Here is a 23,493-nt window from a genome sequence, read left to right on the forward strand (position 1 = left end):
CGGTCAGGCGGTCGGGGTGTCCACCGCGCCGCCGTAGCGCCGGTCGCGGCTCGCGTACTCCTCGATCGCTCCCCACAGGTCGGTGCGCCGGAAGTCCGGCCAGAGCCGGTCGAGGAACACCATCTCGGCGTACGCCGACTGCCACAGCATGAAGTTCGACGTCCGCTGCTCCCCCGAGCTCCGGAGGAACAGGTCCACGTCGGGCAGCTCGGGCACGTAGAGCCGCTTCGCCAGGGTCTTCTCGGTCACCTGGTTCGGCTTCAGCCGACCGGCGGCGACGTCCTCGGCCATGCCCCGGACCGCGTCGACGATCTCGTTCCGACCGCCGTAGTTGACGCACATCGTCAGGGTGCACACGTCGTTGTCGGCGGTCAACCGCTCGGCGGTCTGCAGTTCGTCGATGACCGACCGCCACAGCCGGGGCCGTCGGCCGGCCCACCGCACGCGGACGCCCCACGCGTGCAGCTGGTCGCGGCGACGGTGGATCACGTCGCGGTTGAAGCCCATCAGGAAGCGGACCTCCTCGGGTGAGCGCTTCCAGTTCTCGGTCGAGAAGGCGTAGGCCGACACGTGCTTGACACCGATCTGGATCGCCCCGGCGACGACGTCGAGCAGCGACGCCTCGCCCGCCTTGTGCCCCTCGACGCGTGTGAGTCCGCGCTGGTTCGCCCACCGGCCGTTACCGTCCATCACGATCGCGACGTGCTCGGGCACGAACTGTGCCGGGATCGCGGGCGGCTGCTCCCCCGTCCAGTCGACGGGCTTCATCACCACGGGCTCGGCGGACCGGCGAGGGCTCATGCAGGGGCTCCTTCGGGATCGGACTGGAGGGGCACGGCGGGCGCCGGGGTCGCGGCCACCGCTGCCGGGACACCTCCGGGCGTCGGGGCGAGCGGCGCGGGGTGCTCCGTCCGGTCGACGTGCGGCAACGACCGCAGCGATCGTTCCAGGTGCCACTGGGCGTACGCCGCCACCACGCCGGAGGCACGCGAGCGGGTCCGCTCGTCCGAGGCGTCCACCGTCGCCCAGTCCCCCGCGAGCAGGGCGCCGAGCAGGCCGAGCGTGTCGGTGTCGAGCCGCGGGGTCCCGGGCGGTGCCGCACGGTCGGCGACGACCCCGCCGAGCTGTACGACGAACGCCGTGTGCGGACCGGGCTCGCCCGTGACCGCGCAGTCCCCGAAGGACGGTGCCCAGCCCGCGATGCTCATCGCGCGGAGCAGGTAGGAGTCGAGGGTGGCGCTCGTCACGTGCTCCCGACGGGACAGCGAGCGCAGCGCACCGACGAGCAGGAGGTACTGCTGCAGCCCGGCGTCCGCCTCGCTCAACCGGTCGGCGGTCTCGACCATGGCGCTCGCGGCCGTGTACGCGCCGTAGTCCGCGACGATCTGCGCGCCGTACGACCCGAGCGACTCCGCCTGCGTGACGATGTCGAGCGACCGTCCCTCGTAGAACTGCGCGTCGACGACCATGAAGGGTTCGAGGCGGGAGCCGAACTTCGAGGCGGTCCGGCGGACGCCCTTCGCCACGGCACGGATCTTGCCGTGCTGGCGGGACAGCATCGTCACGATGCGGTCGGCCTCGCCGAGCTTGTGGGTGCGCAGCACGACGCACTCGTCCCGGTACAGCGGCATCGCACCAGTATCCCCCGGGCCGCCGACACCGCCGACTGCCGCAGGGTCGTCAGTGCCGGTGCCGGTGCCGGTGCCGATGGGCGGTGCCGGTGCCGGTGGGCGGTGCCGGTGCCGGCGCCGGCGCCAGTGCCAGTGCCAGTGCCAGTGCCAGTGCCAGTGCCAGTGCCAGTGCTGGGATCCGCGCCGACGGTCCGAGCCGAGCGGGCAGGACACGCCGTGCGCGTCCCACCCAACGAGCGGAACACGTCGCCGGAAGGCACCGAACGTGACAGATCTCGCCCGCTCGACGCCGATCCGCACCCGGCGCCGTCGGTCCGCTCCCCGCGCCGTCGGCCGGCCCGAGCGGGCAGGACACGCCGTACGCGTCCCACCCCACGAGCGGAACACGTCGCCGGAAGGCACCGAACGTGACACATCGCGCCCACTCGACACCGATCCGCGCCCGGCGCCGTCGGTCCGCTCCCCGCKCCGTCGGCCGGCCCGAGCGGGCAGGACACGCCGTACGCGTCCCACCCCACGAGCGGAACACGTCGCCGGAAGGCACCGAACGTGCCACATCTCGGCCGCTCGACCGCGATCCGAGCCGGTGCCGAGCCGCCACCGAGCGCGGCGGGGAAGCGGGACGGACGGGAGGCGCGGTGCGGGACGGACCCGCACCGCGCCTCCCGTCCGGTGGTCGCGACCGCGACTAGGCGGAGACGAGCTCCGGAGTGGGCGAGCCGGACGCCGCACCCGCGCGCACCGCGCGGTTCACCGCGGACACGATCGCCTTGAGGGACGCCGTCGCGATGTCGGCGTCGATCCCGACACCCCAGAGCCGCGTGCCGTCGACGTCGAGCTCGACGTAGGCCGCGGCCTTCGCGTCGCCCGATGCGCTCATCGTGTGCTCTGAGTAGTCGTAGAGGGTCACGTCGACGCCCTGGCCGCGCATCACCGTCAGGAACGCGTCGACCGGACCGGTGCCGACGGCGTCCGACGTCACGGAGCCCTCGTCGACGCGCATCGCGACCGAGAGCTTCGTCGTGCCGTCGAAGTCGCTCGACGTGGCGGTCTTCGTGATCTCGTAGCGACCCCACTTGTCCGACTCGTCGTCGGCGGGCAGGTACTCGTCGCGGAACAGGTCCCAGATGCGCTCGGACGAGAACTCGCCACCCTCGGTGTCGGTGCGCTGCTGCACGACGCCCGAGAACTCGATCTGCAGCTTGCGGGGCAGGTCGATCGCGTGGTCGGTCTTGAGCAGGTACGCAACGCCGCCCTTGCCGGACTGCGAGTTGACGCGGATGACGGCCTCGTAGGACCGCCCGATGTCCTTCGGGTCGACCGGCAGGTACGGGACCGCCCAGGCGATCTCGTCGACGGTCGTGCCGGCGGCCGCGGCCTTCGCCTGCATCGCGTCGAAGCCCTTCTTGATGGCGTCCTGGTGCGAGCCGCTGAACGCCGTGTAGACCAGGTCGCCGGCCCACGGCTGGCGCTCGGGGACGGGCAGCTGGTTGCAGTACTCGACCGTGCGCTTGACCTGGTCGATGTCGCTGAAGTCGACCTCGGGGTCGATGCCCTGGGTGAACAGGTTCATGCCGAGGGCGACGAGGTCGACGTTGCCGGTCCGCTCCCCGTTGCCGAACAGGCAGCCCTCGATGCGGTCGGCACCGGCCATGTAGCCGAGCTCCGCTGCGGCCACCGCGGTGCCACGGTCGTTGTGCGGGTGCAGCGAGAGGATGACGTCCTCGCGGTGCGCCAGGTTCCGGGACATCCACTCGATCGAGTCGGCGTAGACGTTCGGCGTCGCCATCTCGACCGTGGCGGGCAGGTTGATGATGACCTTGCGCTCCGGGGTCGGCTCGAACACCTCGAGCACGGCGTTGCAGATCTGCACGGCGACCTCGAGTTCGGTGCCCGTGTAGGACTCCGGCGAGTACTCGTAGTAGATCGTGGTGTCGTGCTGCAACCGCGCCTCGGCCGCCTTGCACATGTGCGCCCCGGCCACCGCGATGTCCACCACACCCTGGACGTCGGTGCGGAAGACGACCTCGCGCTGCACGACCGAGGTCGAGTTGTACAGGTGCACGATGGCCTGCTTCGCGCCGTCGATCGCCTCGTACGTGCGGTCGATGAGGTGCTCACGCGCCTGGGTCAGGACCTGGATCGTCACGTCGTCCGGGATGGCGCCGTCGTCGATCAGGCTGCGGACGAAGTCGAAGTCGGTCTGCGAGGCACTCGGGAACCCGACCTCGATCTCCTTGTAGCCCATGCGGACGAGCAGGTCGAACATCGCCCGCTTGCGCTCGGCGTCCATCGGGTCGATCAGGGCCTGGTTGCCGTCGCGCAGGTCGACCGCGCACCACCGAGGTGCCCGGTCGATGCGCTTCGTCGGCCAGGTGCGGTCGGGCAGGTCGACACGGATCTGATCGTGGAACGGGACGTACTTGTGGATCGGCATCCCGGAGGGGCGCTGCGTGTTCTGCATCGTCTGGTCGCTTTCGTCGTCACGCCACGGTGGGCGCTGCACCTGGTCGGTGCTGGTGGGTGGCCACGACGGACTCCGCGACGAGGTGGGCCGAGTGTCAGGCCTCGTCGCGGCAGCGAAGGAGGAGGAGCGCCGAGTACATCGCTGCCACCGTAGCACTGGTACACCAGCACGGTGCAAGTGCGTGACGGTGAGCGGCGGACGCCGCCCGCCCAGCCCTCCGGTGTCCGTCGGGACCGGCGGCGGTCCGCGAGCGGCGTCCGGCGCGACGGCGCGGGTCAGTCGACGGCGAGCGCCTGCGTCGGCGACACGCGGACGGCACGCCGCACCGGCGCCACGGTCGCGACGACCGCGAGGACCAGTGCACCGAGGACGACCGCCCCGACGGTACCGAGCGGCAGGACCGGGGTGACGACGCGACCGATCGACCCGAGCATCGTCTGCCCGCCGACCCATCCGTAGCAGGTGCCGAGCACGAGGCCCGTGACCACCGCAGCCGTGACCATCTGCACGGCCTCGGTCACGATCATCCGGCGGACCTGGGCACCCGTCAGACCGAGCACCCGCAGCAGTCCGAGCTCTCGTCGCCGCTGCATCACGCTCAACGCCAGGGCGTTCACGACACCGACGGCTGCGATCACCGCGGAGAACCCGACGACCACGTCGACCACGGCGTTCACCTGGGCGAAGAAGCCCCGCTGCGCGTCGAGCATCGCGGGCGTCATCGATCCGTCGTCCATCGCGACGAGCTGCTGGGTCAGCACCTGCTCCATGATCCCGAACGCGACGGCGAACGTCACCAGCAGCGTGACGCCGATGACGAGGCCGATCGTGGCGCGCGACGACCGTGCGGGCGCACGCATCGCGTTCCGTCCGGCGAGGAGCACGACCGGGTCCGACGACCCGATCCGACCGATGAGCTGCAGGACGGGCGGCATCACGACGGCAGCGCCGACGCTGATGCCGGCGAAGGACACGAACCCACCGAGCGCCGCCGGGAGGACGGCGGACGGCGACACCGGGCTGAACGCCAAGCCGACCAGCATGAGCAGGACCCCGGCGGCGACCAGCACGATCGCCCACACGGTGCGGGCCTTGCCGGAGCGGACGTCCTCATGGGTGGGTTCGACGTCCTCCGACAGCGCCTGCAGCGGGGTCACGCGGAGCACCCGGCGGGAGCCGGCAGCGAAGGCGCCCCAGGTCGCGAGCACGACGGCGACCGCCGGCAGGACGAGCTCGACCGGGACGAGCGTGTACGTCGTGTCCGGCAGGAAGCCGTTCCCCCGCAGGGCGACGACGAAGAGCGCGGAGAGGCCGGTCCCCACGACGACACCGATCGCCGCGCCGACGACACCGACGAGCAACCCGGTCCGGGTGATCCGTGCCCGGAGCGACGCGCCGGTCGCACCGATGAGCCGTTGCAGCGCCAGGATCCGGGTCTGCCCGGCGATGATCGTGGCGCAGGTGTTGGCCGTGACGACGGCGCCGACGTACAGCGCGATCGCGAGGAACAGCCACCCGAGGACGGACAGGATCGCGCGGATCGCCCCGAGGTCGCCGAACCCGGTCGTGGCGAGCGCCTCGGTGACGATGCCCGGGGCGATCACGAGCGCCGACCCGAAGGTCGTGCCGAGGGCGGCGACGAGGATCGTCGGCGCGAAGGAGCGGAGCCCGCTCACGCTGCGGCCTCCATCCCGAGCATCGTGGCGGAGATCTCGGTGGCCGTCATCGCAGGACGGTCGTCGACGATCCGGCCGTCGGCCAGGAAGAGGATCCGGTCGGCGTTGGCCGCAGCGGTCGGGTCGTGCGTCACCATGACGACGCTCTGCCCCCACTCCTGCACCGCTCCACGCAGGATCGCGAGCACGTCGCGACCGGTGCGCGAGTCGAGTGCGCCCGTCGGTTCGTCGGCGACGACCACCGCGGGACGCGAGGCGAGTGCGCGCGCGATCGCCACGCGCTGCTGCTGTCCGCCGGAGAGCTGGTGGGGGCGGTGCGTCAGCCGGTCGCTCAGTCCCAGCCTGTCGACGAGCCGGTCGATCCAGGCGCGTTCGTCGGCACTGGGAGCCCCGCCGCCGAGCAGGAACGGGAGCCGGATGTTCTCGCCGACGTCGAGCGTCGGCACGAGGTTGAAGGACTGGAACACGAAACCGAGTCGTCGACGCCGGAGTTCGGTGAGCTCGCGGTCGGCGAGCCCGGTGATCTCGACACCGTCGATCTGGATGCGTCCCGACGACACCGCGTCGAGGCCCGCGGCGACGTGCATGAGGGTCGACTTGCCCGAACCGGACGGCCCCATCACCGCCGTGAACTCGCCGGCCCCGATGTCCACGCTGACGTCGTCGAGCGCCGTCACGCGCCGGGACGTGTCCCCGTAGTGCTTCGAGACGTGGTCCAGTCTGATGATCGGTTTCTGCGTCGTGGTCATGCACCCAGGATCGCGACCGGGAGGCCCGTCCCGCGTCGGCCCGACGGCTCCTGTGGATGGGCCGCTCGGCTCGGTCTGGTGTGCAGGAGTCATCCGATCGGAGGACCGACCGTCCGTCAGCCGGGCAGCCGGGCAGCCGGACAGCCGGGCAGCCGGGCAGCCGGGCAGCCGGCAGCCGATCTGCGCGGGGACACCTCGGACCGTCGGCCCGCCGTCCGTCCGGCCCGCCGCCCGGTCAGTCGGCCTTCGGCACCAGACCGTGCTCGTGGGCGAACACGACGAGCCGGACGCGGTCCCGCAGGTCGAGCTTCGTGAGCACCCGCGAGATGTGCGTCTTGACCGTCGCCTCGCTCACGTACTCGTGCTGGGCGATCTCGCTGTTGCTGAACCCCCGTGCCGCGAGGTCGAAGATCTCCCGCTCGCGCGGCGTCAGCTCCGCGAAGGCAGCCGGGACCGGGACCGCGTGGGCGGTGGGGTCCTCGTACCGTCGCAGGAGCTCCCGGGTCGCCGACGCGGCGAACACCGCGGTACCGGCGTGCACGGTCCGGACGGCCGCGAGGAGGAACTCCGGGTCCGCGTCCTTGAGCACGAAGCCACTCGCGCCGGCCCGGATCGCCTTCGCGGCCGCCTCGTCGAAGTCGAAGGTGGTGAGCACGAGCACCTTGGTCGCGTCGGCGCCGCCCTGTTCGACGATCTGCGCGGTCGCGGTGATGCCGTCCATGACCGGCATGCGCACGTCCATGAGCACGACGTCCGCGCGGGAGCGCCGGACGAGTTCGACACCCTCCGCGCCGTCACCGGCCTCGCCGACGAACTGCAGGTCGGGCTGCGAGTCGATGAGCATGCGGATCCCGGTGCGGAACAACGCCTGGTCGTCGACGAGTGCGACCCGGATGCGGGCGGTCGGCGGGGTGGAGGTCATCGGCGGGTGTGCTCCTGCTCGGTCGGGGTGATGCGTCCGCGCGGCACCTGGCCGCTCGCGGGGACCGTCGGCATCCGGACGGCCACGGTGAAGTCGTCGCCACGGGGGCCGGCGGTCATCGAGCCGCCGGTCATCACGGCGCGCTCCCGCATGCCGACGAGTCCGTGCCCGGTGCCCGGGCCGCTCGCGCCGTCCTGCGCGCGGCGGTTGACGACGGTGATCTCGACGGTGTCCGGACGGTAGGTCAGGGCGGCGTGCACGGGCGCGCCCGGCTCGCCGTGCTTCCACGCGTTCGTCAGGCTCTCCTGGATGATCCGGTACACCGCGAGCTGGGTCGTGGTGGGCAACCCGGCCGGGTCACCCTCACGGTCGACGCGCACGTCGAGCCCGACGTCGCGCATGCTCGTGACCAGCTGGTCGAGGTCGTCGATCGCCGGCGTCGGCGCGGTCCCCTGTTCGTGCCGCAGGGCGCCGAGCAGCTCGCGGACGTCGCCCAGTGCACTCCGTGCGGTGCTCGAGATCGTGCTGAGGGCCTGGTCGGCGATCGCGGGGTCGGCCTTCAGGGCGTACCGGGCGCCGTCCGCCTGGGCGATGACGACCGCGAGCGAGTGGGCCACGATGTCGTGCATGTCGCGGGCGATGCGGACGCGTTCCTGCTCGACGGCGACGGCACGGTCGGCGCGAGCGGCATCGCGCTCGGCGAGGAGGAGCGCCTCGCGGCTCATGCTGGCTGCCTGTCGCGCGCGCCGGACGAGCCCCGCGAGCCACGGCAGGAGCAGCACGAGCAGGACCGCCGCGAACACGCCGAGGACCAGCTGGAGCTCCTGCCCGGGGAGCCGCGCGTCGCGACCCGAGTCCTCCAACGTCCGCAGGTCCTGGAGCGCGGTGTAGCCCGCTGCGATGAACGAACCGCTGATCGCCGAGACCAGGCCCGCGAGGCGGACACGTCGGCTCCCGTAGGCGCTCGTCGTGTACGTGACGCCCCCGATCAGGGCGTTGAGCGGGTCGGGCGGCTGCCAGGTCACGAGTTGCAGGACCGCGACCGCCCAGGCGACGGCCAGCGCGAGGCCCGGCGCGAGTCGCCGGAGCGCCAGGGCACTGCTCAGCCCGACGATGACCAGGGTCGAGACGGCGTCGGGCCACCCGTCGCTCCTGGTCACCAGGAAGAACGCACCGATGACCGCCGCCACCACCACGTCGGTGGCGATCTGCGCGCGGAGCATGGGGCGGAACACCACCCCACGGTACGTCCCGGACGGTCGCGACGCGTCCATCCCGCGGATGACCCGTCGCGGTCGACCGGCACCGTCACGACCGCCGGCCGGTGCGCCCTCCGGTGTCGAGCCGACGGTGGTCGACCCGCGGGCCGTCAGAACCCGAGGCGACCGAGCTGCTTCGGGTCGCGCTGCCACTCCTTGGCGACCTTGACCCGGATGTTCAGGTACACGTGGCGGCCGCCGAGCAGCGCCTCGATCTCGGTCCGGGCACGCGACCCGACGTCCTTCAGCCGCTCGCCGCCACGACCGATGACGATCGCCTTCTGGCTGTCGCGCTCGACGAACAGGTTGGCGAAGATGCGGAGCGGTCCGTCCGGGTCGTCGTCCTCGTCCGGTTCGACGACGTCCTCGATGACGACCGCGAGCGAGTGCGGGAGTTCGTCGCGGACGCCCTCGAGCGCGGCCTCGCGGATCAGCTCGCCGATGCGTTCCTCGTCAGTCTCCTCGGTCACCGTGGTCGAGTCGTACAGCTGGGGCGACTCCGGCAGCAGTGACGTGATCTCGCCGAGCAGGGCCTCGAGCTGCAGGCCCTCGGTACCCGACGTCGGCACGATGGCGTCCCACTCGCGCAGCCGGGACACCGCGAGCAGCTGTTCGCCGACGCGGTCCTTCGGGGTGCGGTCGATCTTCGTGACGATCGCGACCTTCTTCGCGCGCGGGTACTGGTCGAGCGACTCGTTGATCCAGCGGTCCCCGGGGCCGATCGGCTCGTTCGCGGGGACGCAGAACCCGATGACGTCGACGTCGCCGAGGGTCGACTGCACGAGGTCGTTCAGCCGTTCGCCGAGCAGCGTCCGGGGACGGTGCACACCCGGGGTGTCGACGATGATGACCTGGCCGTCGGGCCGGTGCACGATGCCGCGGATCGCGCGGCGGGTCGTCTGCGGCTTCGAGGACGTGATGGCGACCTTCTCGCCGACCAGGGCGTTCGTCAGCGTGGACTTGCCCACGTTCGGTCGGCCGACGAAGGACACGAACCCGGCGCGGTACGGCCGCTCGGGTGCGTTCGGTTCGGTGTCGGTCATGCGTTCGTTCCCGTCGTGGTCGGAGTCGTGATGTCGAGGGCGTCCTCGGCGTCGTGCAGTGCGGCGGTGCGTTCGGCGAGGACCGTGAGCAGGTGTCGCCGTTTGCCCTCGACCCGGTCGGCGGTCAGCACGATGCCGGACACGGTGACCTGTTCGCCGCGCACCGGGAGCCGACCGAGTTCCTTGGTGAGCAGTCCACCGGCGGTGTCGACGTCGTCGTCGTCGAGCTCGACGCCGAACAGGTCGCCGAGTTCGTCGATCGGGAGTCGGGCCGAGACCCGCCAGGTGCCGGGGGTGAGCTCGGTGCGGTCGACCACGGCGCGGTCGTACTCGTCCGAGATGTCCCCGACGAGCTCCTCGATGAGGTCCTCCATCGTGACCAGGCCCGCGACGCCGCCGTACTCGTCGACCACGAGCACCAGGTGGTTCTTGGCGACCTGCATGTGGCGCAACGTGTCGTCGGCGTGCTTCGAGTCGGGCACGAACTCGGCCGGTCGCAGGAGACCGGTCACCGGCTCCTGACCGGCACCCGGACGCTCGTACAGGGCACGCGACACGTCGCGCAGGTAGAGCACGCCGAGCACGTCGTCGCTGTCCTTGCCCGTGACGGGCATGCGGGAGACCCCCGCGACCAGGAACTGCTCCATGCCCGCGGCGAGCGTGTCGTCGCCGTCCACGGTGAGCATGTCGGTACGGGGCACCATGACCTCGCGCACCAGGGTGTCGCTGAACTCGAACACCGAGTGGATGAGCTCGCGGTCGTCCTGTTCGAGGACGTTGCTCTCGGTGGCCTCGTCGACGAGCGAGAGCAGCTGCTCCTCGCTCGAGACCGTCGAGGCGCTGTCGCCACGGCCCGGCGTCACCCGGTCGCCGATCGCGACCAGGAGCCCGGCGAGCGGGCCGAGCACGATGCGGACCGCCCGGACGAACCCGCCGGTGGTGCCGATGAGCCGTTCGGCGTGCGCCCGACCGACGCTCCGCGGGCTCGAGCCGACGAGCACGAACGACACGGCGGTCATGATCGCCGCGGAGACGACGAGGGCGACCCACCAGGTGTCGAACACGGTGACGAGCGCGATCGTGACGAGCACCGCGGCGGCGGTCTCGGCCAGGACCCGGACGAAGTTGAGTGCGTTGACGTGCGCGCCCACGTCGTCGGCGACGGCCTCGATCGCGCGACGGTGCTTGCTGTCACGCGCGATCTCGTCGAGGTCCGCGCGCGACAGCACGGACAGCGCCGCGTCGGACGCGGCGAGGAGCCCCCCGACCACGACGAGCACGAACGCCACCACGAGCAGGGCGACGACGAGCACCATCAGGTCACCGCCCGCGACGCTGGGCCGCGAAGCCGGACAGGATCTCGCCCTGCAGTCCGAACATCTCGGCCTTCTCGTCGGGCTCGGCGTGGTCGAACCCGAGCAGGTGCAGGATGCCGTGGCACGTGAGCAGGAGCATCTCGTCCGTGGTCGTGTGCCCGGCGGTCTTCGCCTGCTCGGCGGCGACCTGCGGGCAGACCACGATGTCGCCGAGCAGACCGGCCGGCGTCGGGTCGTCCTCGGTGCCCGGGCGGAGCTCGTCCATCGGGAAGCTCAGCACGTCGGTCGGACCGGGTTCGTCCATCCACCGCACGTGCAGCTGCTCCATGGCGCCCTCGTCGACCAGGACGATCGCGAGCTCCGCGTCCGCGTGGACGTGCAGCGCGTCGAGTGCGAAGGCGGCGAGGCGCTGGATGGCTGCCTCGTCGACCTCGACACCGGACTCGTTGTTGAGCTCGATGCTCACCGGGTGCCTCCTCGGGCGTTCTGGTGGCCGGCCTGTTCGGCGAGCCGCTCTTCGTCGTAGACCGTGTACGCGTCGACGATCCGGCCGACGAGCGTGTGGCGGACCACGTCCCCGCTGCCGAGCCGGGCGAAGTGGATGTCGTCGACGTCGCCGAGGATCCGGGTCACGAGTCGGAGTCCGGACAGGTTGCCGGGCAGGTCGACCTGCGTGATGTCGCCCGTGACGACCATCTTCGAGCCGAAGCCGAGGCGGGTCAGGAACATCTTCATCTGCTCGGGCGTGGTGTTCTGCGCCTCGTCGAGGATGACGAACGAGTCGTTCAGCGTCCGACCGCGCATGTACGCCAGCGGCGCGACCTCGACGGTGCCGGCGGCGAGGAGCTTCGGGACGAGCTCCGGGTCCATCATCTCGTTCAGCGCGTCGTAGAGCGGGCGCAGGTACGGGTCGATCTTGTCGGTCAGCGTGCCCGGCAGGAAGCCGAGACGCTCGCCGGCCTCGACCGCGGGACGCGTCAGGATGATGCGGTTCACCTCGCGCCGCTGGAGCGCCTGCACGGCCTTGGCCATCGCGAGGTAGGTCTTGCCGGTACCGGCCGGGCCGATGCCGAACGTGATGGTGTGCTGGTCGATCGCGTCGACGTAGGCGCGCTGGCCGTCCGTCTTCGGCCGCACCGACTTGCCGCGGCTCGCGACGATCGGCGTGCCGAACGTGTCGGACGGTTTGCGGTCCTCGTCCAGGATCCGAGCCGAGGTCGGGATGTCGGCCTGGCCGATGTCCTGCCCACGCCGGACCATCCCGACGAGTTCGTCGACGAGCGCGTGCGCCCGGGCGACGTCCCGCTCGGGCCCGGACAGCGTGACCTCGTTGCCCCGGACGAGCACACGGACCGCCGGGTACTGCCGCTCGACGGTCTTCAGCAGGCGGTCCTGCGGTCCGAGGAGCTGGACCATGGCGATCCCGTCCACGTGGATGTCGTCGGTGACGTCCGTGGGGTCGGGCTCGGGGTGGGCGGTCGCGTCAACCGGCAAGGAGATTCCCTTCGTGCAGTTCACCTGCGAGGACGTGCGCGTGCACGTGGAACACGGTCTGGCCGGCGGCTTCGCCGGTGTTGAAGACGAGTCGGAACTGGCCGTCGGCCCGCTCGTCCGCGATGCGCTGCGCGGTGGCGACGACGTGGGCGAGGAGGTCCGGGTCGGCCGCTGCCAGGGCGGCGACGTCGCGGTACTCGGTCTTCGGGATCACGAGCACGTGCACCGGGGCCTGCGGCGCGATGTCCTCGATGGCGATCACGCGGTCGTCCTCGGCGACGACGGTCGCCGGGATCTCGCGCGCGATGATCTTCGAGAAGACGCTCGGGGTGCTGCTCATGTCACCATCGTAGAACCCGCGACCGACGCCGGGCCTTCCCCGAGGGGCTCACCAGCGTCCGAGGCGCGTCTGCAGGACGGCGAGCGCGGCCGGACCGGCCGTGGAGGTCCGCAGCACGGTGTCCCCGAGCCGCACGCGGACCGCGCCCGCGCCCTCGAGCCGGTCGAACTCCGACCCGTCGATGCCGCCCTCGGGTCCGACGGCCAGGACGATCTCGTCGACGTCCGCCGGCGGCGCCCAGGCGGACAGTCGCTCGGCGCCGACGGGATCGAGCACGAGCACCACGGTCCGGGTGCCGTCGCCCCCGGCCGGTGCCCCGGCGGCGACGAGTCCGGCCAGCTGCGCGGTCGTCACGGGCGCGTCGACGGCGGGGACACGTGCACGCACGGCCTGCTTCGCCGCCTCGTGTGCGATGGCGGCCCACCGTGCCCGGCCCTTCTCGACCTTCGTGCCCTCCCACCGGGAGACGCTGCGCGCGGCCGACCAGGGCACGATGCGGTCGACGCCGATCTCGGTGGCCGCCTGCACCGCCATCTCGTCGCGGCCACCCTTCGCCAGCGCCTGCACGAGCACGAGCGCCGGACGCGGAGCGGGTTCCTCGGCCCGGGACGCGACGACGACGGTCACGGTGTCACGGCCGACCGCCGACACCGCGCCCGTCACGACGGTGCCGGCACCGTCCGCGATCCGCAGGGTCTCCCCCACCCGGACCCGCGCGACGGTCGCCGCGTGCCGACCCTCGGCGCCGTCGAGCAGCACCTCGGCACCGACCGCGACGTCGTCGAGCGTCCCCGCGTCGACCGTGTAGAGCGAGGCCATCAGAAGTGCAGGAAGCGGTCGCGCAGCTTGCCGAACATGCCCTGCTGGAACCGCGCGAGCTGCGGGCCGCCGGCCTTGCGCGACTTCGCGAGCTGCTCGACGAGCTGGCGTTCCTTGTGCGACAGCTTGGTCGGGGTCACGACCTGCACGCCGACGCGCAGGTCACCGCGGCCGTTGCCCCGGAGCTTGGTGACGCCGCGGTCCTTCACGACGAGCACGTCGGCGCTCTGCACGCCGGGGCGCAGCTCGAGCTCGACCGGGCCGTCGAGGCCGTCGATGGTCGTCGTCGTGCCGAGGATCGCGTCGGTCATCTGGACCTCCAGCGTCGCGAGCAGGTCGTCGCCGTCGCGGCTGAACACGTCGTGGTGTCGGACCTTGACCTCGAGGTACAGGTCACCGGCGGGACCGCCGGCCTGCCCGACCTCGCCCTGGCCCGGCATCTGCAGGCGCAGCCCGGTCTCGACCCCGGCGGGCACGTCGACGGGGATGGTGCGGCGGGCACGGACGCGTCCCTGGCCCTGACACGTCGGGCAGGGGCTCGGGATGACGGTGCCGTACCCGCGGCACGTACCGCAGGGTGCGCTCGTGACGACGTTGCCGAGCAGCGAGCGGACCTGGCGCTGGATGTGCCCGGAGCCGCCGCAGATGTCGCACGTGCGCGGGCTCGTGCCCGGGGCGCAGCACGACCCGTTGCAGGTCTCGCAGAGCACGGCGGTGTCGACCTCGACGTCCTTGTGGGTGCCGAAGACGACCTCGTCGAGGTCGACCTCGATGCGGAGCAGGGCGTCCTGGCCGCGCTCGGCACGACTGCGCGGGCCGTTGCCGCGTCCGCCACCACCGCCGCCACCGAAGAAGGCGTCGAAGATGTCGCTGAACCCGCCGGCTCCCCCGCCGAACGGGCTGTCGGCCTGCGGGCCGGCGTCGTAGCGCCGGCGCTGCTCGGGGTCGCTCAGCACGTCGTACGCGTGCGTGACGTCCTTGAAGCGCTCGGCCGCGTCGGGACTCGGGTTCACGTCCGGGTGGAGCTCACGCGCCAGGCGGCGGTAGGCCTTCTTGATGTCGGCATCGGAGGCGTCCTGCTGGACGCCGAGGACGTCGTAGTGGTCTGCCACGTATCCCTCAGTCGGTCGGAGTCGGTCGGTTCGGTCTGGTGGGCGCCGCCGGGACGGCGGCACCGGCTCGGTGCGGCTGGCGCCGCGCCGGTGGTCGGTCTGGAGGCGCGGTGCCCGTCAGCGGGGCACCGCGCCCGGGTGGGGCGCGGCGGGGCTCAATGTTCGCCCAGCAGCTTGGACAGGTACCGTGCGACGGCGCGCACGGCGGCCATGTTCGTGCCGTAGTCCATCCGGGTCGGGCCGAGCACGCCGAGGCGCGCGACCTCGCCCCCGGCGAGGTACCCGCCGGCGACGACGCTCGTCGCGTCGAGCCCGTACTCGGCGTTCTCGACGCCGATGCTCGCGGCGACGGCGACGTCGTCCACCTGCATCTCGCCGAACAACCGCAGCAGGGTCACCTGTTCCTCGATCGCCTCGAGCACGGGGAACAGGCCGCCGGAGAAGTCCCGTTCGCTCTTGGCGAGGTTGGCCGCGCCGGCCATCACGAGGCGGTCCTGCCGGTTCGCCGCGACCTGCTCGATGAGCGTCGCGACGACGACGCCGCCGAGCGCCTGGACGTCCGGCCGGAGCTGCTGCGGCACCTCGCGCAGTGCGCGGGCCACGTCCTGCAGGAGCAGGCCGACGGAGGCACCGTTCAGGACGGAGCGGAGCTCGCCGAGCGCGGCTTCGTCGAGCGGGACGTCGGTCTCGACGACGCGCTGCTCGACCCGCGCGGTGTCCGTGATGAGCACGACCATGAGCCGGGTGTCGCCCAGTCGGACCAGCTCGACGTGCTGCACGCGTGCGCGGACCATCGACGGGTACTGGACGAGGGCGACCTGGTTCGTGAGCTGGCTGAGCAGGCGGACGGTCCGCCCGAGGACCTCGTCGAGGTCGTTCGGGGTGCCGAGGAAGGTCTCGATCGCGTGGCGCTGGGCCGAGGACAACGGTCGGGCCGCGGCGAGGTGGTCGACGAACACCCGGTACCCCTTGTCGGTCGGCACCCGTCCGGACGAGGTGTGCGGGGCCGCGATGAGCTGCTCGTCCTCGAGCAGGGCCATGTCGTTGCGGATCGTGGCGGCACTGACCCCGAACGCGTGGCGGTCCACGATCGACTTCGAGCCGACGGGTTCGCGCGACGCGACGTAGTCCCGCACGATCGCCTTGAGGACCTCGAGGGAGCGTTCGCTGACCATCCGGACCCCTTCCGTTCGATGCTGGCACTCGGACGTCTCGACTGCTGATCCTACGCCCGACCGCCGACGGACCGGGACCGGGAGCGTCCCTCCCGCTACGCTCTGGCCATGAGCTACGGACAGCAGCCCGGCGGCCCCCAGTCCCCCGGAGGACCGCAGTACCCCGGCGGGTACACCCCGCCGCAGCAGATGTCGCCGGAGGACCAGCGCCTGTGGGCGACCCTCACCCACATCGGCGGCGTCTTCTTCTCGTTCGTCGTGCCGCTCGTCGCGTACCTCGTGCTGCGCGACCGTGGCGCGTTCGTCCGCGAGCACACCCGCGTCGCGCTGAACTTCCACATCACGATGGCGATCGTCTACGTCGCCGGGTCGATCCTGTCGATCGTGCTCGTGGGATTCCTGCTCATCGCCGCCGCCGGCATCGTCACGATCGTCTTCGCGATCCTGGCGGCCGTCGCGGCGAACCGCGGCGAGATGTACAAGTACCCGCTCTCGATCGAGTTCATCAAGCAGTAGGCACGACGTCCGCCGGGGTGGCCGCGTCGTGGCCGCCCCGGCGCACGCACCGCGGCGCGCTCAGTCGAGCAGTTCCCGCACGACGGCGTCGGCGAGCAGGCGACCCTGCAGGGTCAACTCGAGCCGTCCCCGCACCGCGGCCGAGCCGTCCACGAGACCACGCGCGATGAGGCTGGCGACGCGGCCACGGGCCTCCCGGCCGAGCTCTGCCGTCGTCAGTTCGCCGCGCACCCGCGCGGCGAGCAGGACCCGCTCGACGTACCGGGTGTCGTCGTCGAGTGTCTCGCGACCGGCGGCCGGCGACTCCCCCTGCAGCACACGGGCGGCGTACGCCGCCGGGTGCTTCACGTTCCACCAGCGGGTGCCGGCCACGGCCGAGTGCGCACCCGGGCCGATGCCCCACCAGTCGTGCCCCTTCCAGTAGGACAGGTTGTGCCGGCTCGCGTGCCGGTCCGTCCCGCCGTCCGCGTCGAGCCGGGCCCAGTTCGAGACCTCGTACCAGCCGTACCCGGCGTCCGCGAGGACCCGGTCGGCGAGCTCGTACATGTCGGCCGCGAGGTCGTCGTCGGGCGCCGGGAGCTCGCCCCGCGACACCGCGCGACCCATCGCCGTGCCGTCCTCGACGATGAGCGAGTAGGCGGACACGTGGTCCGGCTCGCAGGCGAGCGCGGCGTCGAGCGACGTGCGCCAGTCGTCGAGGGACTCGCCGGGCGTCGAGTAGATGAGGTCGAGGCTCACGTCGAGCCCCTGCTGCTTCGCCAGGTCGACGACGACCGGCACGCGCTCGGGGTCGTGCGTCCGGTCGAGGGTCGCGAGCACCTGCGGCACCGCCGACTGCATGCCGTAGCTCATGCGCGTGAAGCCCGCGCGCTGCAGGGTCGCGATCGCGTCGGCGTCCACCGAGTCCGGGTTCGCCTCGGTCGTGACCTCGGCGCCGGGCAGGATCCCCCAGGTGTCGTCGATCGCGCGCAGGATCATCGCGAGGTCGGACGCGGGCAGCATCGTCGGGGTCCCGCCACCGAAGAACACCGTCGACACCGGGCGCCGCGGGACGCCGGACCGGTCGAGCACCTCGGCCGCCCACCGGACCTCGCGCACGGCGTGGCCGGCGTAGTCGTCACGCCGGACCCCGCGCAGCTCGGACGCCGTGTACGTGTTGAAGTCGCAGTACCCGCAGCGCACCCGGCAGAACGGGACGTGCACGTACACACCGAAGGGGACGTCGCCGGCACCGGCGCCGGGGGTGAGCAGCCCGTCCGCCGGGGCGGGGTCGGCGATCGGGAGAGCACTCGGCATGGGCTCCATTCTCGGCCATGATGGAGGACATGGAGCACCACACCGTCCCCACCACGGTGCTGTGGGACATCGACGGCACCCTCGTCCTGAACGCCGCGTCGCCGGGCAACCTGTACCACCTGGCCCTCGAACGCGCGGTCGGGAGGGACCTCGCCCTGCGCGTCGGGCACCAGCACGGTCGGACCGACGCCGGGCTCATCGCCGAGCACGTCCGGGCCCACGACCTCGACGACGCGCTCATCCCGACCGTCAGCGACCACCTGCGCGACCTCACCGACGAGCGGTACGGACGGGGCGAACGCCGTTCCCCCGCCCCCGGCGCGATCGCGCTGGTCGCCCGGTTCGCCGAGCTCGGGTGGCGCAACGGCCTGCTGACGGGCAACTCCGAGCACCGCGCCCGGGTCAAGCTCCAGGGCGCCGGGTTCGACCTCGGCGCGTTCGACTGGGAACATTCGTACTTCGGCGACACCGAGGTCGAGCGCACCGGGGTCACCGCGGTCGCGGCCGCCGCGCTCAGCGGGACGCGGGCGGCGATCGTCGGCGACACCCCGCGTGACGGCGAGGCAGCCGACGCCGTCGGCATCCCGTTCGTCGCGGTGGCGACGGGCGTCTACGACGTCGATGCCCTCCGGCGCACGGACGCCGTGGCGGTGGCCCGGGACTGCGTGCAGGACGCCGACCTGCTCGAGGAGGCGATCGCGGCGCTGCCGCCGCTGCGCTGACACGGTCGCCGCGTCATCGGTCGTCGCGTCGTCGGTCGTCAGTCGCCGCGTCGTCAGTCGCCGTGTCGTCAGTCGCCGCGGAGTGCGACGAGGTACTTCGCCGCCATCGTCCGCTGCTGCCGACGGACGAGCGGTGCCACGAACTGCCACTTCCGGCTGGAGGGCTGCGAGAACTGCCGGATCTGCAGCCACACCGAGCCGTCCGGGGTGCGCTCGACGACGAACGACTCCTCGCCCGAGAGCGGGTGCCCCTCGAGGGTGCCGTAGGCGAAGCCCTTCCGGTCGGGCTCGTCGATGATCGACACGACCCGCACCGGCGCGTGCACCGTCTGGCCGAACGCGTGCATCTCGAGCGTCGCGGTGGTGCCCGCCGTCATGAGCGGCGTGCCGTCGGCGGCGAACTTCTCGACCCGGGGCGTGCCGATCGAGGCCGGCGCGACCGGCACCCCGTGCTCGTCGAACGTCACCGGGTTGTAGCGGACCTCGTCGTCGTCGGGCTGGTCCTCGACGCGGACGCGGATGCCGCTGCGCTCCTGGATCTGCCACGTCAGGGCCTGCGTGACCGCGGTCTCGAAGCGCTGGTCGCCGTGCCCGATCCGGCCGCGGGACTCCGCCGGGGTGAACCCCTCGGGCGGGTAGGTCATGAGGTCCGCCGCCTGCGTCGCGCCGACGGCGCCGTACGTCAAGGAGGTCCGGTAGCTGCCGCGGGAACTCATGCGGCAAGCCTACCCGGGCTCGTCGGCGGGGCCGGTCCGCTGGTCGGTGACCGCGTTCGCGCGGCCGGTCGCGTCGCTGGGCCCGGTGCCCATGTCGGTCGCCGCGCTCGGCGCAGCCGGTTGCGCTCGGCCGCGGGCCCCGGACTGGAGGCACGACACGCGTCCGCAGGGTCGCTACCGTGTGCGCGTGCCCGGGGTCGTCCGGAACGCGGTGTTGCCCGCGACCCCGTGGGTGCTCGGCGCCGCCGTCGTGGCGCTCGGGCTCGGAGCCGCACTCGTCGGTGCGATGCTCGCCGGGACGACGGACTTCGGCACCGCGACGGGACTCGTCCTGCTGCGCACCACGCTCGGCGGCCTGGCGGTCGCGGCGTTCCCGGCGCTGGTGGTCGCCGTCGTCAGGACCGGGCGGACCCGGTCCTGACCCGTCGGGATCAGGGGTACCCGGTCCTGACCCGTCGGGACCAGGGGTACCCGGTCCCGACCCATCGGCCGGACCGCCCTACTTCTTCTTCTCTTCGACGTCCCCGGAGAGCGCAGCGATGAAGGCTTCCTGCGGGACCTCGACGCGGCCCACCATCTTCATGCGCTTCTTGCCTTCCTTCTGCTTCTCGAGGAGCTTGCGCTTGCGGGTGATGTCACCGCCGTAGCACTTCGCGAGGACGTCCTTGCGCATCGCGCGGATGCTCTCGCGGGCGATGATGCGTGCGCCGATGGCAGCCTGGATCGGCACCTCGAACTGCTGGCGCGGGATGAGCTTGCGCAGCCGCTCGGTCATGAGGGTGCCGTACGCGTAGGCCTTGTCGCGGTGCACGATCGCGCTGAACGCGTCGACCTGTTCGCCCTGCAGCAGGATGTCGACCTTGACGAGGTCGGCCGCCTGGTCGCCGGTCGGTTCGTAGTCGAGCGACGCGTAGCCCTGCGTCTTGCTCTTCAGCTGGTCGAAGAAGTCGAACACGATCTCGCCGAGGGGGATCTCGTAGCGGATCTCGACGCGGTCCTCGCCCAGGTACTCCATGCCGAGCAGGGAGCCGCGGCGCGACTGGCACAGCTCCATGATCGCGCCGACGTAGTCCTTCGGGGCGAGGATGGCCGCGCGGACCATCGGCTCGCGGACCTCGAGGATGCGGCCGCCCGGGAACTCGGACGGGTTCGTGACCTCGACCACCGTGTTGTCCTCGTTCGTGACCTCGTAGATCACGCTCGGGGCGGTGGTGATGAGGTCGAGCCCGAACTCGCGGGACAATCGCTCGGTGATGATCTCGAGGTGCAGCAGGCCGAGGAAGCCACAGCGGAAGCCGAAGCCGAGCGCGACCGAGGTCTCCGGCTCGTACACGAGGGCTGCGTCCGACAGCTTGAGCTTGTCGAGGGCTTCGCGCAGGTCCGGGTAGTCGGAACCGTCGATCGGGTACAGGCCCGAGAAGACCATCGGCTTCGGGTCGGTGTAGCCGGCCAGCGCTTCGGTCGCGGGCTTCTGCGCCGTCGTGACGGTGTCGCCGACCTTCGACTGGCGGACGTCCTTCACGCCGGTGATCAGGTAGCCGACCTCGCCGACGCTGAGCCCCTTGGTCGGGGTCGGCTCCGGCGAGGAGACACCGATCTCGAGGATCTCGTGCGTCGACTTCGTCGACATCATCTGGACCTTCTCGCGCGGGTGGATCGTGCCGTCCACCATCCGCACGTAGGTCACGACGCCGCGGTAGCTGTCGTAGACCGAGTCGAAGATCATCGCGCGCGGCGCCGCGTCGACGTTGCCGACGGGCTGCGGCACGGTGCGCACCACGCGGTCGAGGAGCTCCGGGACGCCGACGCCGGTCTTGCCCGAGACGCGAAGGACGTCCTCGGGCTTGCCGCCGATGAGCTGCGCGAGCTCGGCCGCGTACTTGTCCGGGTCGGCCGCCGGCAGGTCGATCTTGTTGAGGACCGGGATGATCTCGAGGTCGTTCTCGAGCGCCAGGTACAGGTTCGCGAGCGTCTGCGCCTCGATCCCCTGGGCGGCGTCGACGAGCAGGATCGCTCCCTCGCACGCGGCGAGGGAGCGGGAGACCTCGTACGAGAAGTCGACGTGCCCCGGGGTGTCGATCATGTTCAGCGCGAAGGTCTCGCCGTCGAGCTCCCACGGCATGCGGACCGCCTGCGACTTGATCGTGATGCCGCGCTCGCGCTCGATGTCCATGCGGTCGAGGTACTGCGCGCGCATCGCCCGGTCCTCGACGATGCCGGTGATCTGCAGCATGCGGTCGGCCAGCGTGGACTTGCCGTGGTCGATGTGCGCGATGATGCAGAAGTTGCGGATCGCCTCGGCCGGGGTCGCGGCGGGCTCGAGCGGCGCGGATGCTTGTGGGCTCACGGTTCCTCAGGGGTCGGGGCGGTCGAACGATTGTCCCACGCCTGCGCGCGGACAGCGCGCAGCGCTGCCGTCCCTGTGGAGACCGGCCGGCGCATCGGTCGCTGTGGAGGACGGACGGGAGGCCCGTGGCGGCGCCGTCACGGGCCTCCCGTCCGTCAGACGGTCACCGAGGCGGGGGCGGGCAGCGCGCCCAGGCCACGGCGGAGGTCGTCGGCGGTCGCCGCGAGGCAGACGCGGATCCAGCCCTCGCCCGACCGACCGAACGCGCTCCCGGGCGCGACGGCGACGTGCTCGCGGTGCAGCAGGGCGAGCGCCCAAGCGGCGACGTCGCCCTCGGCGGCGTGGGAGACGTCGACCCACAGGTAGAAGGCGCCGCGCGGGTCGAGGTACCGTATGCCGGCGTCGTCGAGGACCTCCTTCGCCACGACCAGGTTGGCGCGGTAGTGCTCACGGGCGTCCTGCACGGCCTGGTGGTCCCCGACGATCGCCGCGAGCGCTGCCCACTGGTCGGGCTCGGCGACGCAGCTGATCATCGACTCCTGCACGGTCCGCATGGTCGCGCCGAGGCCCTTCGGCGTCACGAGGTACCCGACACGGACGCCCGTCATGGCGTACGTCTTGCTGAGCGAGAACGCCGTGAAGACGCGGTCGTCCTCGTCGAGGGCGGCCAGGCTGACGTGCCGGGTGCCGTAGGTGAAGTACTCGTAGACCTCGTCGCTGATCACCCAGAGGTCGTGTCGCTTCGCCAGGGCCAGCAACCCGCGGAGCGTGTCCTCGCTGAAGACCGAGCCGAGGGGGTTCGACGGCGAGTTCACCACGAGGGCCCGGGTGCGCTCGGTGATGCTCGCCTCGAGCGCCTCGAGGTCCGGCTCGAACCCGTGCTGCGGCTCGAGCCGGTACGGCACCGGCGTCGCGCCGAGGATGTGCGCGTTCATCGTGAACGTCGTGTAGCCGGGGTCCGGGACGAGCACCTCGTCGCCCGGGCTGAGCACGAGCGTCATCGCCTGGAACAGCGCCTGGCTGGCACCGATCGTCATCCAGACCTGCTCGAGGTCGACCTCGATGCGGTTCTCGCGCAGGAGCTTCTGCCGGACGGCCTCGCGCAGCGGTGCGATGCCGCCGTTCGGCGTGTAGTCCGTGCGGTCCTCCGACCACGCCCGACGGGCTGCCTCGCCGATGTGCGCCGCGACCGGGACGTCGGGCTCGCCGATCACGAGCATCGCGACGTCCGTGCCGTCGGCCTGGAGGAGCGCGGCCTGCTCGTACACGCGGCGGATGCCGGAGGCGGGGACGGAGTCGATCCGGGGCGCGAGTGAGGGCATCCCGTCACGGTAGCGGCTGCGTGTTGCGGCCCGGTTTCCGCGGCCCGGGGTCCCGGCGCGGCTCGTCAGGCACCGACCCGCGGTGCTTTGTCGCGGCTCGTCGTGCTGGTAGTGTTGCTTGCTGGCTTCCGCGTTCCCCGCCCACGGGTGGAACGCGATGCGACCAAGGGCCCCTCTACCCAGCGGTCGCGACCACCCGTAGAGACGACGAAGGAGCAACACGCATGGCGAACATCAAGTCGCAGATCAAGCGCATCAAGACCAACCTCAAGGCCCAGGAGCGCAACAAGGCCTACCGTTCGGAGCTCAAGACGGTCATCCGTCACACGAACGAGGCCGTCGCCGCCGGTGACAAGGACAAGGCCGTTGCAGCACTCGCCCTCGCGGGCAAGAAGCTCGACAAGGCCGTGAGCAAGGGCGTCATCCACAAGAACCAGGCGGCGAACCGCAAGTCGGCCATCGCCAAGAAGGTTGCTTCGCTCTGATCTCCTGAGCGCTGCTCGAAGGCCCCGTACCGGAAGGTGCGGGGCCTTCGTCGTGTGCGGGGGTGGCGGGTGGTGGGGTGCCGGGC

General features: G+C 71.7%; 23 protein-coding genes. 4 read left to right on the forward strand and 19 right to left on the reverse strand.

Annotated features, from left to right (window positions below):
- Positions 1–3: 3 nt before the first annotated feature.
- The 15 genes from BEP24_RS01490 to hrcA form a co-directional block, all read right to left on the reverse strand.
- Positions 4–801 carry an isoprenyl transferase gene (locus tag BEP24_RS01490; RefSeq protein ID WP_065959536.1) on the reverse strand — a complete coding sequence of 266 codons (798 nt, stop codon included), beginning with the start codon at positions 799–801 and terminating at the stop codon, positions 4–6.
- Positions 798–1,631, reverse strand: a complete 834-nt coding sequence (gene recO, locus BEP24_RS01495; protein ID WP_065959537.1) for a DNA repair protein RecO — start codon at positions 1,629–1,631, stop codon at positions 798–800. The genes BEP24_RS01490 and recO overlap by 4 nt, the downstream gene beginning before the upstream one ends.
- Positions 1,632–2,319: 688 nt before the next feature.
- Positions 2,320–4,095, reverse strand: coding sequence for a 2-isopropylmalate synthase (gene leuA, locus BEP24_RS01500; protein WP_065959541.1), 1,776 nt, complete (start codon positions 4,093–4,095; stop codon positions 2,320–2,322).
- 278 nt (positions 4,096–4,373) lie between these two features.
- The gene (locus tag BEP24_RS01505) at positions 4,374–5,774 is read right to left on the reverse strand and encodes an FtsX-like permease family protein (protein ID WP_065959542.1); all 1,401 of its coding nucleotides are present in this window, start codon (positions 5,772–5,774) and stop codon (positions 4,374–4,376) included.
- Complete coding sequence (locus BEP24_RS01510) at positions 5,771–6,523, reverse strand: ABC transporter ATP-binding protein (protein WP_065959543.1); 753 nt, start codon at positions 6,521–6,523, stop codon at positions 5,771–5,773. The genes BEP24_RS01505 and BEP24_RS01510 overlap by 4 nt, the downstream gene beginning before the upstream one ends.
- Positions 6,524–6,758: 235 nt before the next feature.
- A complete protein-coding gene (locus tag BEP24_RS01515; RefSeq protein ID WP_065959545.1) occupies positions 6,759–7,445 on the reverse strand; it encodes a response regulator transcription factor in 687 nt (228 codons plus the stop codon).
- Positions 7,442–8,680, reverse strand: coding sequence for a histidine kinase (locus tag BEP24_RS01520; RefSeq protein WP_253181525.1), 1,239 nt, complete (start codon positions 8,678–8,680; stop codon positions 7,442–7,444). The genes BEP24_RS01515 and BEP24_RS01520 overlap by 4 nt, the downstream gene beginning before the upstream one ends.
- 134 nt (positions 8,681–8,814) lie before the next feature.
- Positions 8,815–9,747 (reverse strand): GTPase Era, encoded by a 933-nt coding sequence (gene era / locus BEP24_RS01525; protein WP_065959549.1) that lies wholly within the window; start codon positions 9,745–9,747, stop codon positions 8,815–8,817.
- Complete coding sequence (locus BEP24_RS01530) at positions 9,744–11,063, reverse strand: hemolysin family protein (RefSeq protein ID WP_065959551.1); 1,320 nt, start codon at positions 11,061–11,063, stop codon at positions 9,744–9,746. Before BEP24_RS01530 ends, era begins: the two co-directional genes overlap by 4 nt.
- A gap of 4 nt (positions 11,064–11,067) precedes the next feature.
- A complete protein-coding gene (gene ybeY / locus BEP24_RS01535) occupies positions 11,068–11,529 on the reverse strand; it encodes an rRNA maturation RNase YbeY (protein ID WP_065959553.1) in 462 nt (153 codons plus the stop codon).
- Positions 11,526–12,479, reverse strand: coding sequence for a PhoH family protein (locus BEP24_RS01540; protein ID WP_253181528.1), 954 nt, complete (start codon positions 12,477–12,479; stop codon positions 11,526–11,528). The genes ybeY and BEP24_RS01540 overlap by 4 nt, the downstream gene beginning before the upstream one ends.
- Positions 12,480–12,546: 67 nt before the next feature.
- Positions 12,547–12,897, reverse strand: a complete 351-nt coding sequence (locus tag BEP24_RS01545; protein WP_065959558.1) for an HIT domain-containing protein — start codon at positions 12,895–12,897, stop codon at positions 12,547–12,549.
- Between the two features lie 48 nt (positions 12,898–12,945).
- The gene (locus tag BEP24_RS01550; protein WP_065959560.1) at positions 12,946–13,716 is read right to left on the reverse strand and encodes a 16S rRNA (uracil(1498)-N(3))-methyltransferase; all 771 of its coding nucleotides are present in this window, start codon (positions 13,714–13,716) and stop codon (positions 12,946–12,948) included.
- Complete coding sequence (gene dnaJ, locus BEP24_RS01555) at positions 13,716–14,828, reverse strand: molecular chaperone DnaJ (RefSeq protein WP_065959562.1); 1,113 nt, start codon at positions 14,826–14,828, stop codon at positions 13,716–13,718. Before dnaJ ends, BEP24_RS01550 begins: the two co-directional genes overlap by 1 nt.
- Positions 14,829–14,983: 155 nt before the next feature.
- A complete protein-coding gene (gene hrcA / locus BEP24_RS01560; protein ID WP_065959565.1) occupies positions 14,984–16,003 on the reverse strand; it encodes a heat-inducible transcriptional repressor HrcA in 1,020 nt (339 codons plus the stop codon).
- A 108-nt stretch (positions 16,004–16,111) separates the two neighbouring features.
- Between hrcA and BEP24_RS01565 the strand changes: the two genes are divergently transcribed.
- A complete protein-coding gene (locus BEP24_RS01565) occupies positions 16,112–16,519 on the forward strand; it encodes a DUF4870 domain-containing protein (protein WP_065959566.1) in 408 nt (135 codons plus the stop codon).
- A 60-nt stretch (positions 16,520–16,579) separates the two neighbouring features.
- On the opposite strand, the gene hemW is transcribed toward BEP24_RS01565, so the two are convergent.
- A complete protein-coding gene (hemW, locus tag BEP24_RS01570; RefSeq protein WP_065959602.1) occupies positions 16,580–17,815 on the reverse strand; it encodes a radical SAM family heme chaperone HemW in 1,236 nt (411 codons plus the stop codon).
- A gap of 29 nt (positions 17,816–17,844) precedes the next feature.
- On the opposite strand from hemW, the gene BEP24_RS01575 reads away from it, so the two are divergent.
- The gene (locus BEP24_RS01575; RefSeq protein ID WP_083229975.1) at positions 17,845–18,537 is read left to right on the forward strand and encodes an HAD family hydrolase; all 693 of its coding nucleotides are present in this window, start codon (positions 17,845–17,847) and stop codon (positions 18,535–18,537) included.
- A gap of 68 nt (positions 18,538–18,605) precedes the next feature.
- Here BEP24_RS01575 and BEP24_RS01580 read toward each other — a convergent pair whose 3' ends face one another.
- On the reverse strand, positions 18,606–19,253 hold the full coding sequence (locus BEP24_RS01580; RefSeq protein ID WP_065959567.1) for a DUF1990 family protein: 648 nt from the start codon (positions 19,251–19,253) through the stop codon (positions 18,606–18,608).
- 187 nt (positions 19,254–19,440) lie between these two features.
- On the opposite strand from BEP24_RS01580, the gene BEP24_RS16800 reads away from it, so the two are divergent.
- The gene (locus BEP24_RS16800; RefSeq protein WP_141693317.1) at positions 19,441–19,674 is read left to right on the forward strand and encodes a hypothetical protein; all 234 of its coding nucleotides are present in this window, start codon (positions 19,441–19,443) and stop codon (positions 19,672–19,674) included.
- A gap of 78 nt (positions 19,675–19,752) precedes the next feature.
- Here BEP24_RS16800 and lepA read toward each other — a convergent pair whose 3' ends face one another.
- Positions 19,753–21,600: a translation elongation factor 4 gene (lepA, locus tag BEP24_RS01590; RefSeq protein ID WP_065959570.1), complete on the reverse strand. Its 1,848-nt coding sequence runs from the start codon at positions 21,598–21,600 to the stop codon at positions 19,753–19,755.
- A 155-nt stretch (positions 21,601–21,755) separates the two neighbouring features.
- Entirely contained in the window at positions 21,756–22,922 is a 1,167-nt protein-coding gene (locus tag BEP24_RS01595; protein WP_065959571.1) for an aminotransferase class I/II-fold pyridoxal phosphate-dependent enzyme, read from the reverse strand.
- Between the two features lie 224 nt (positions 22,923–23,146).
- Here BEP24_RS01595 and rpsT point away from each other — a divergent pair, with 224 nt between their 5' ends.
- Entirely contained in the window at positions 23,147–23,407 is a 261-nt protein-coding gene (gene rpsT, locus BEP24_RS01600; RefSeq protein WP_065959574.1) for a 30S ribosomal protein S20, read from the forward strand.
- Positions 23,408–23,493: the final 86 nt, after the last annotated feature.

The organism is Curtobacterium sp. UCD-KPL2560, from assembly GCF_001705035.1.
Lineage (GTDB): Bacteria > Actinomycetota > Actinomycetes > Actinomycetales > Microbacteriaceae > Curtobacterium.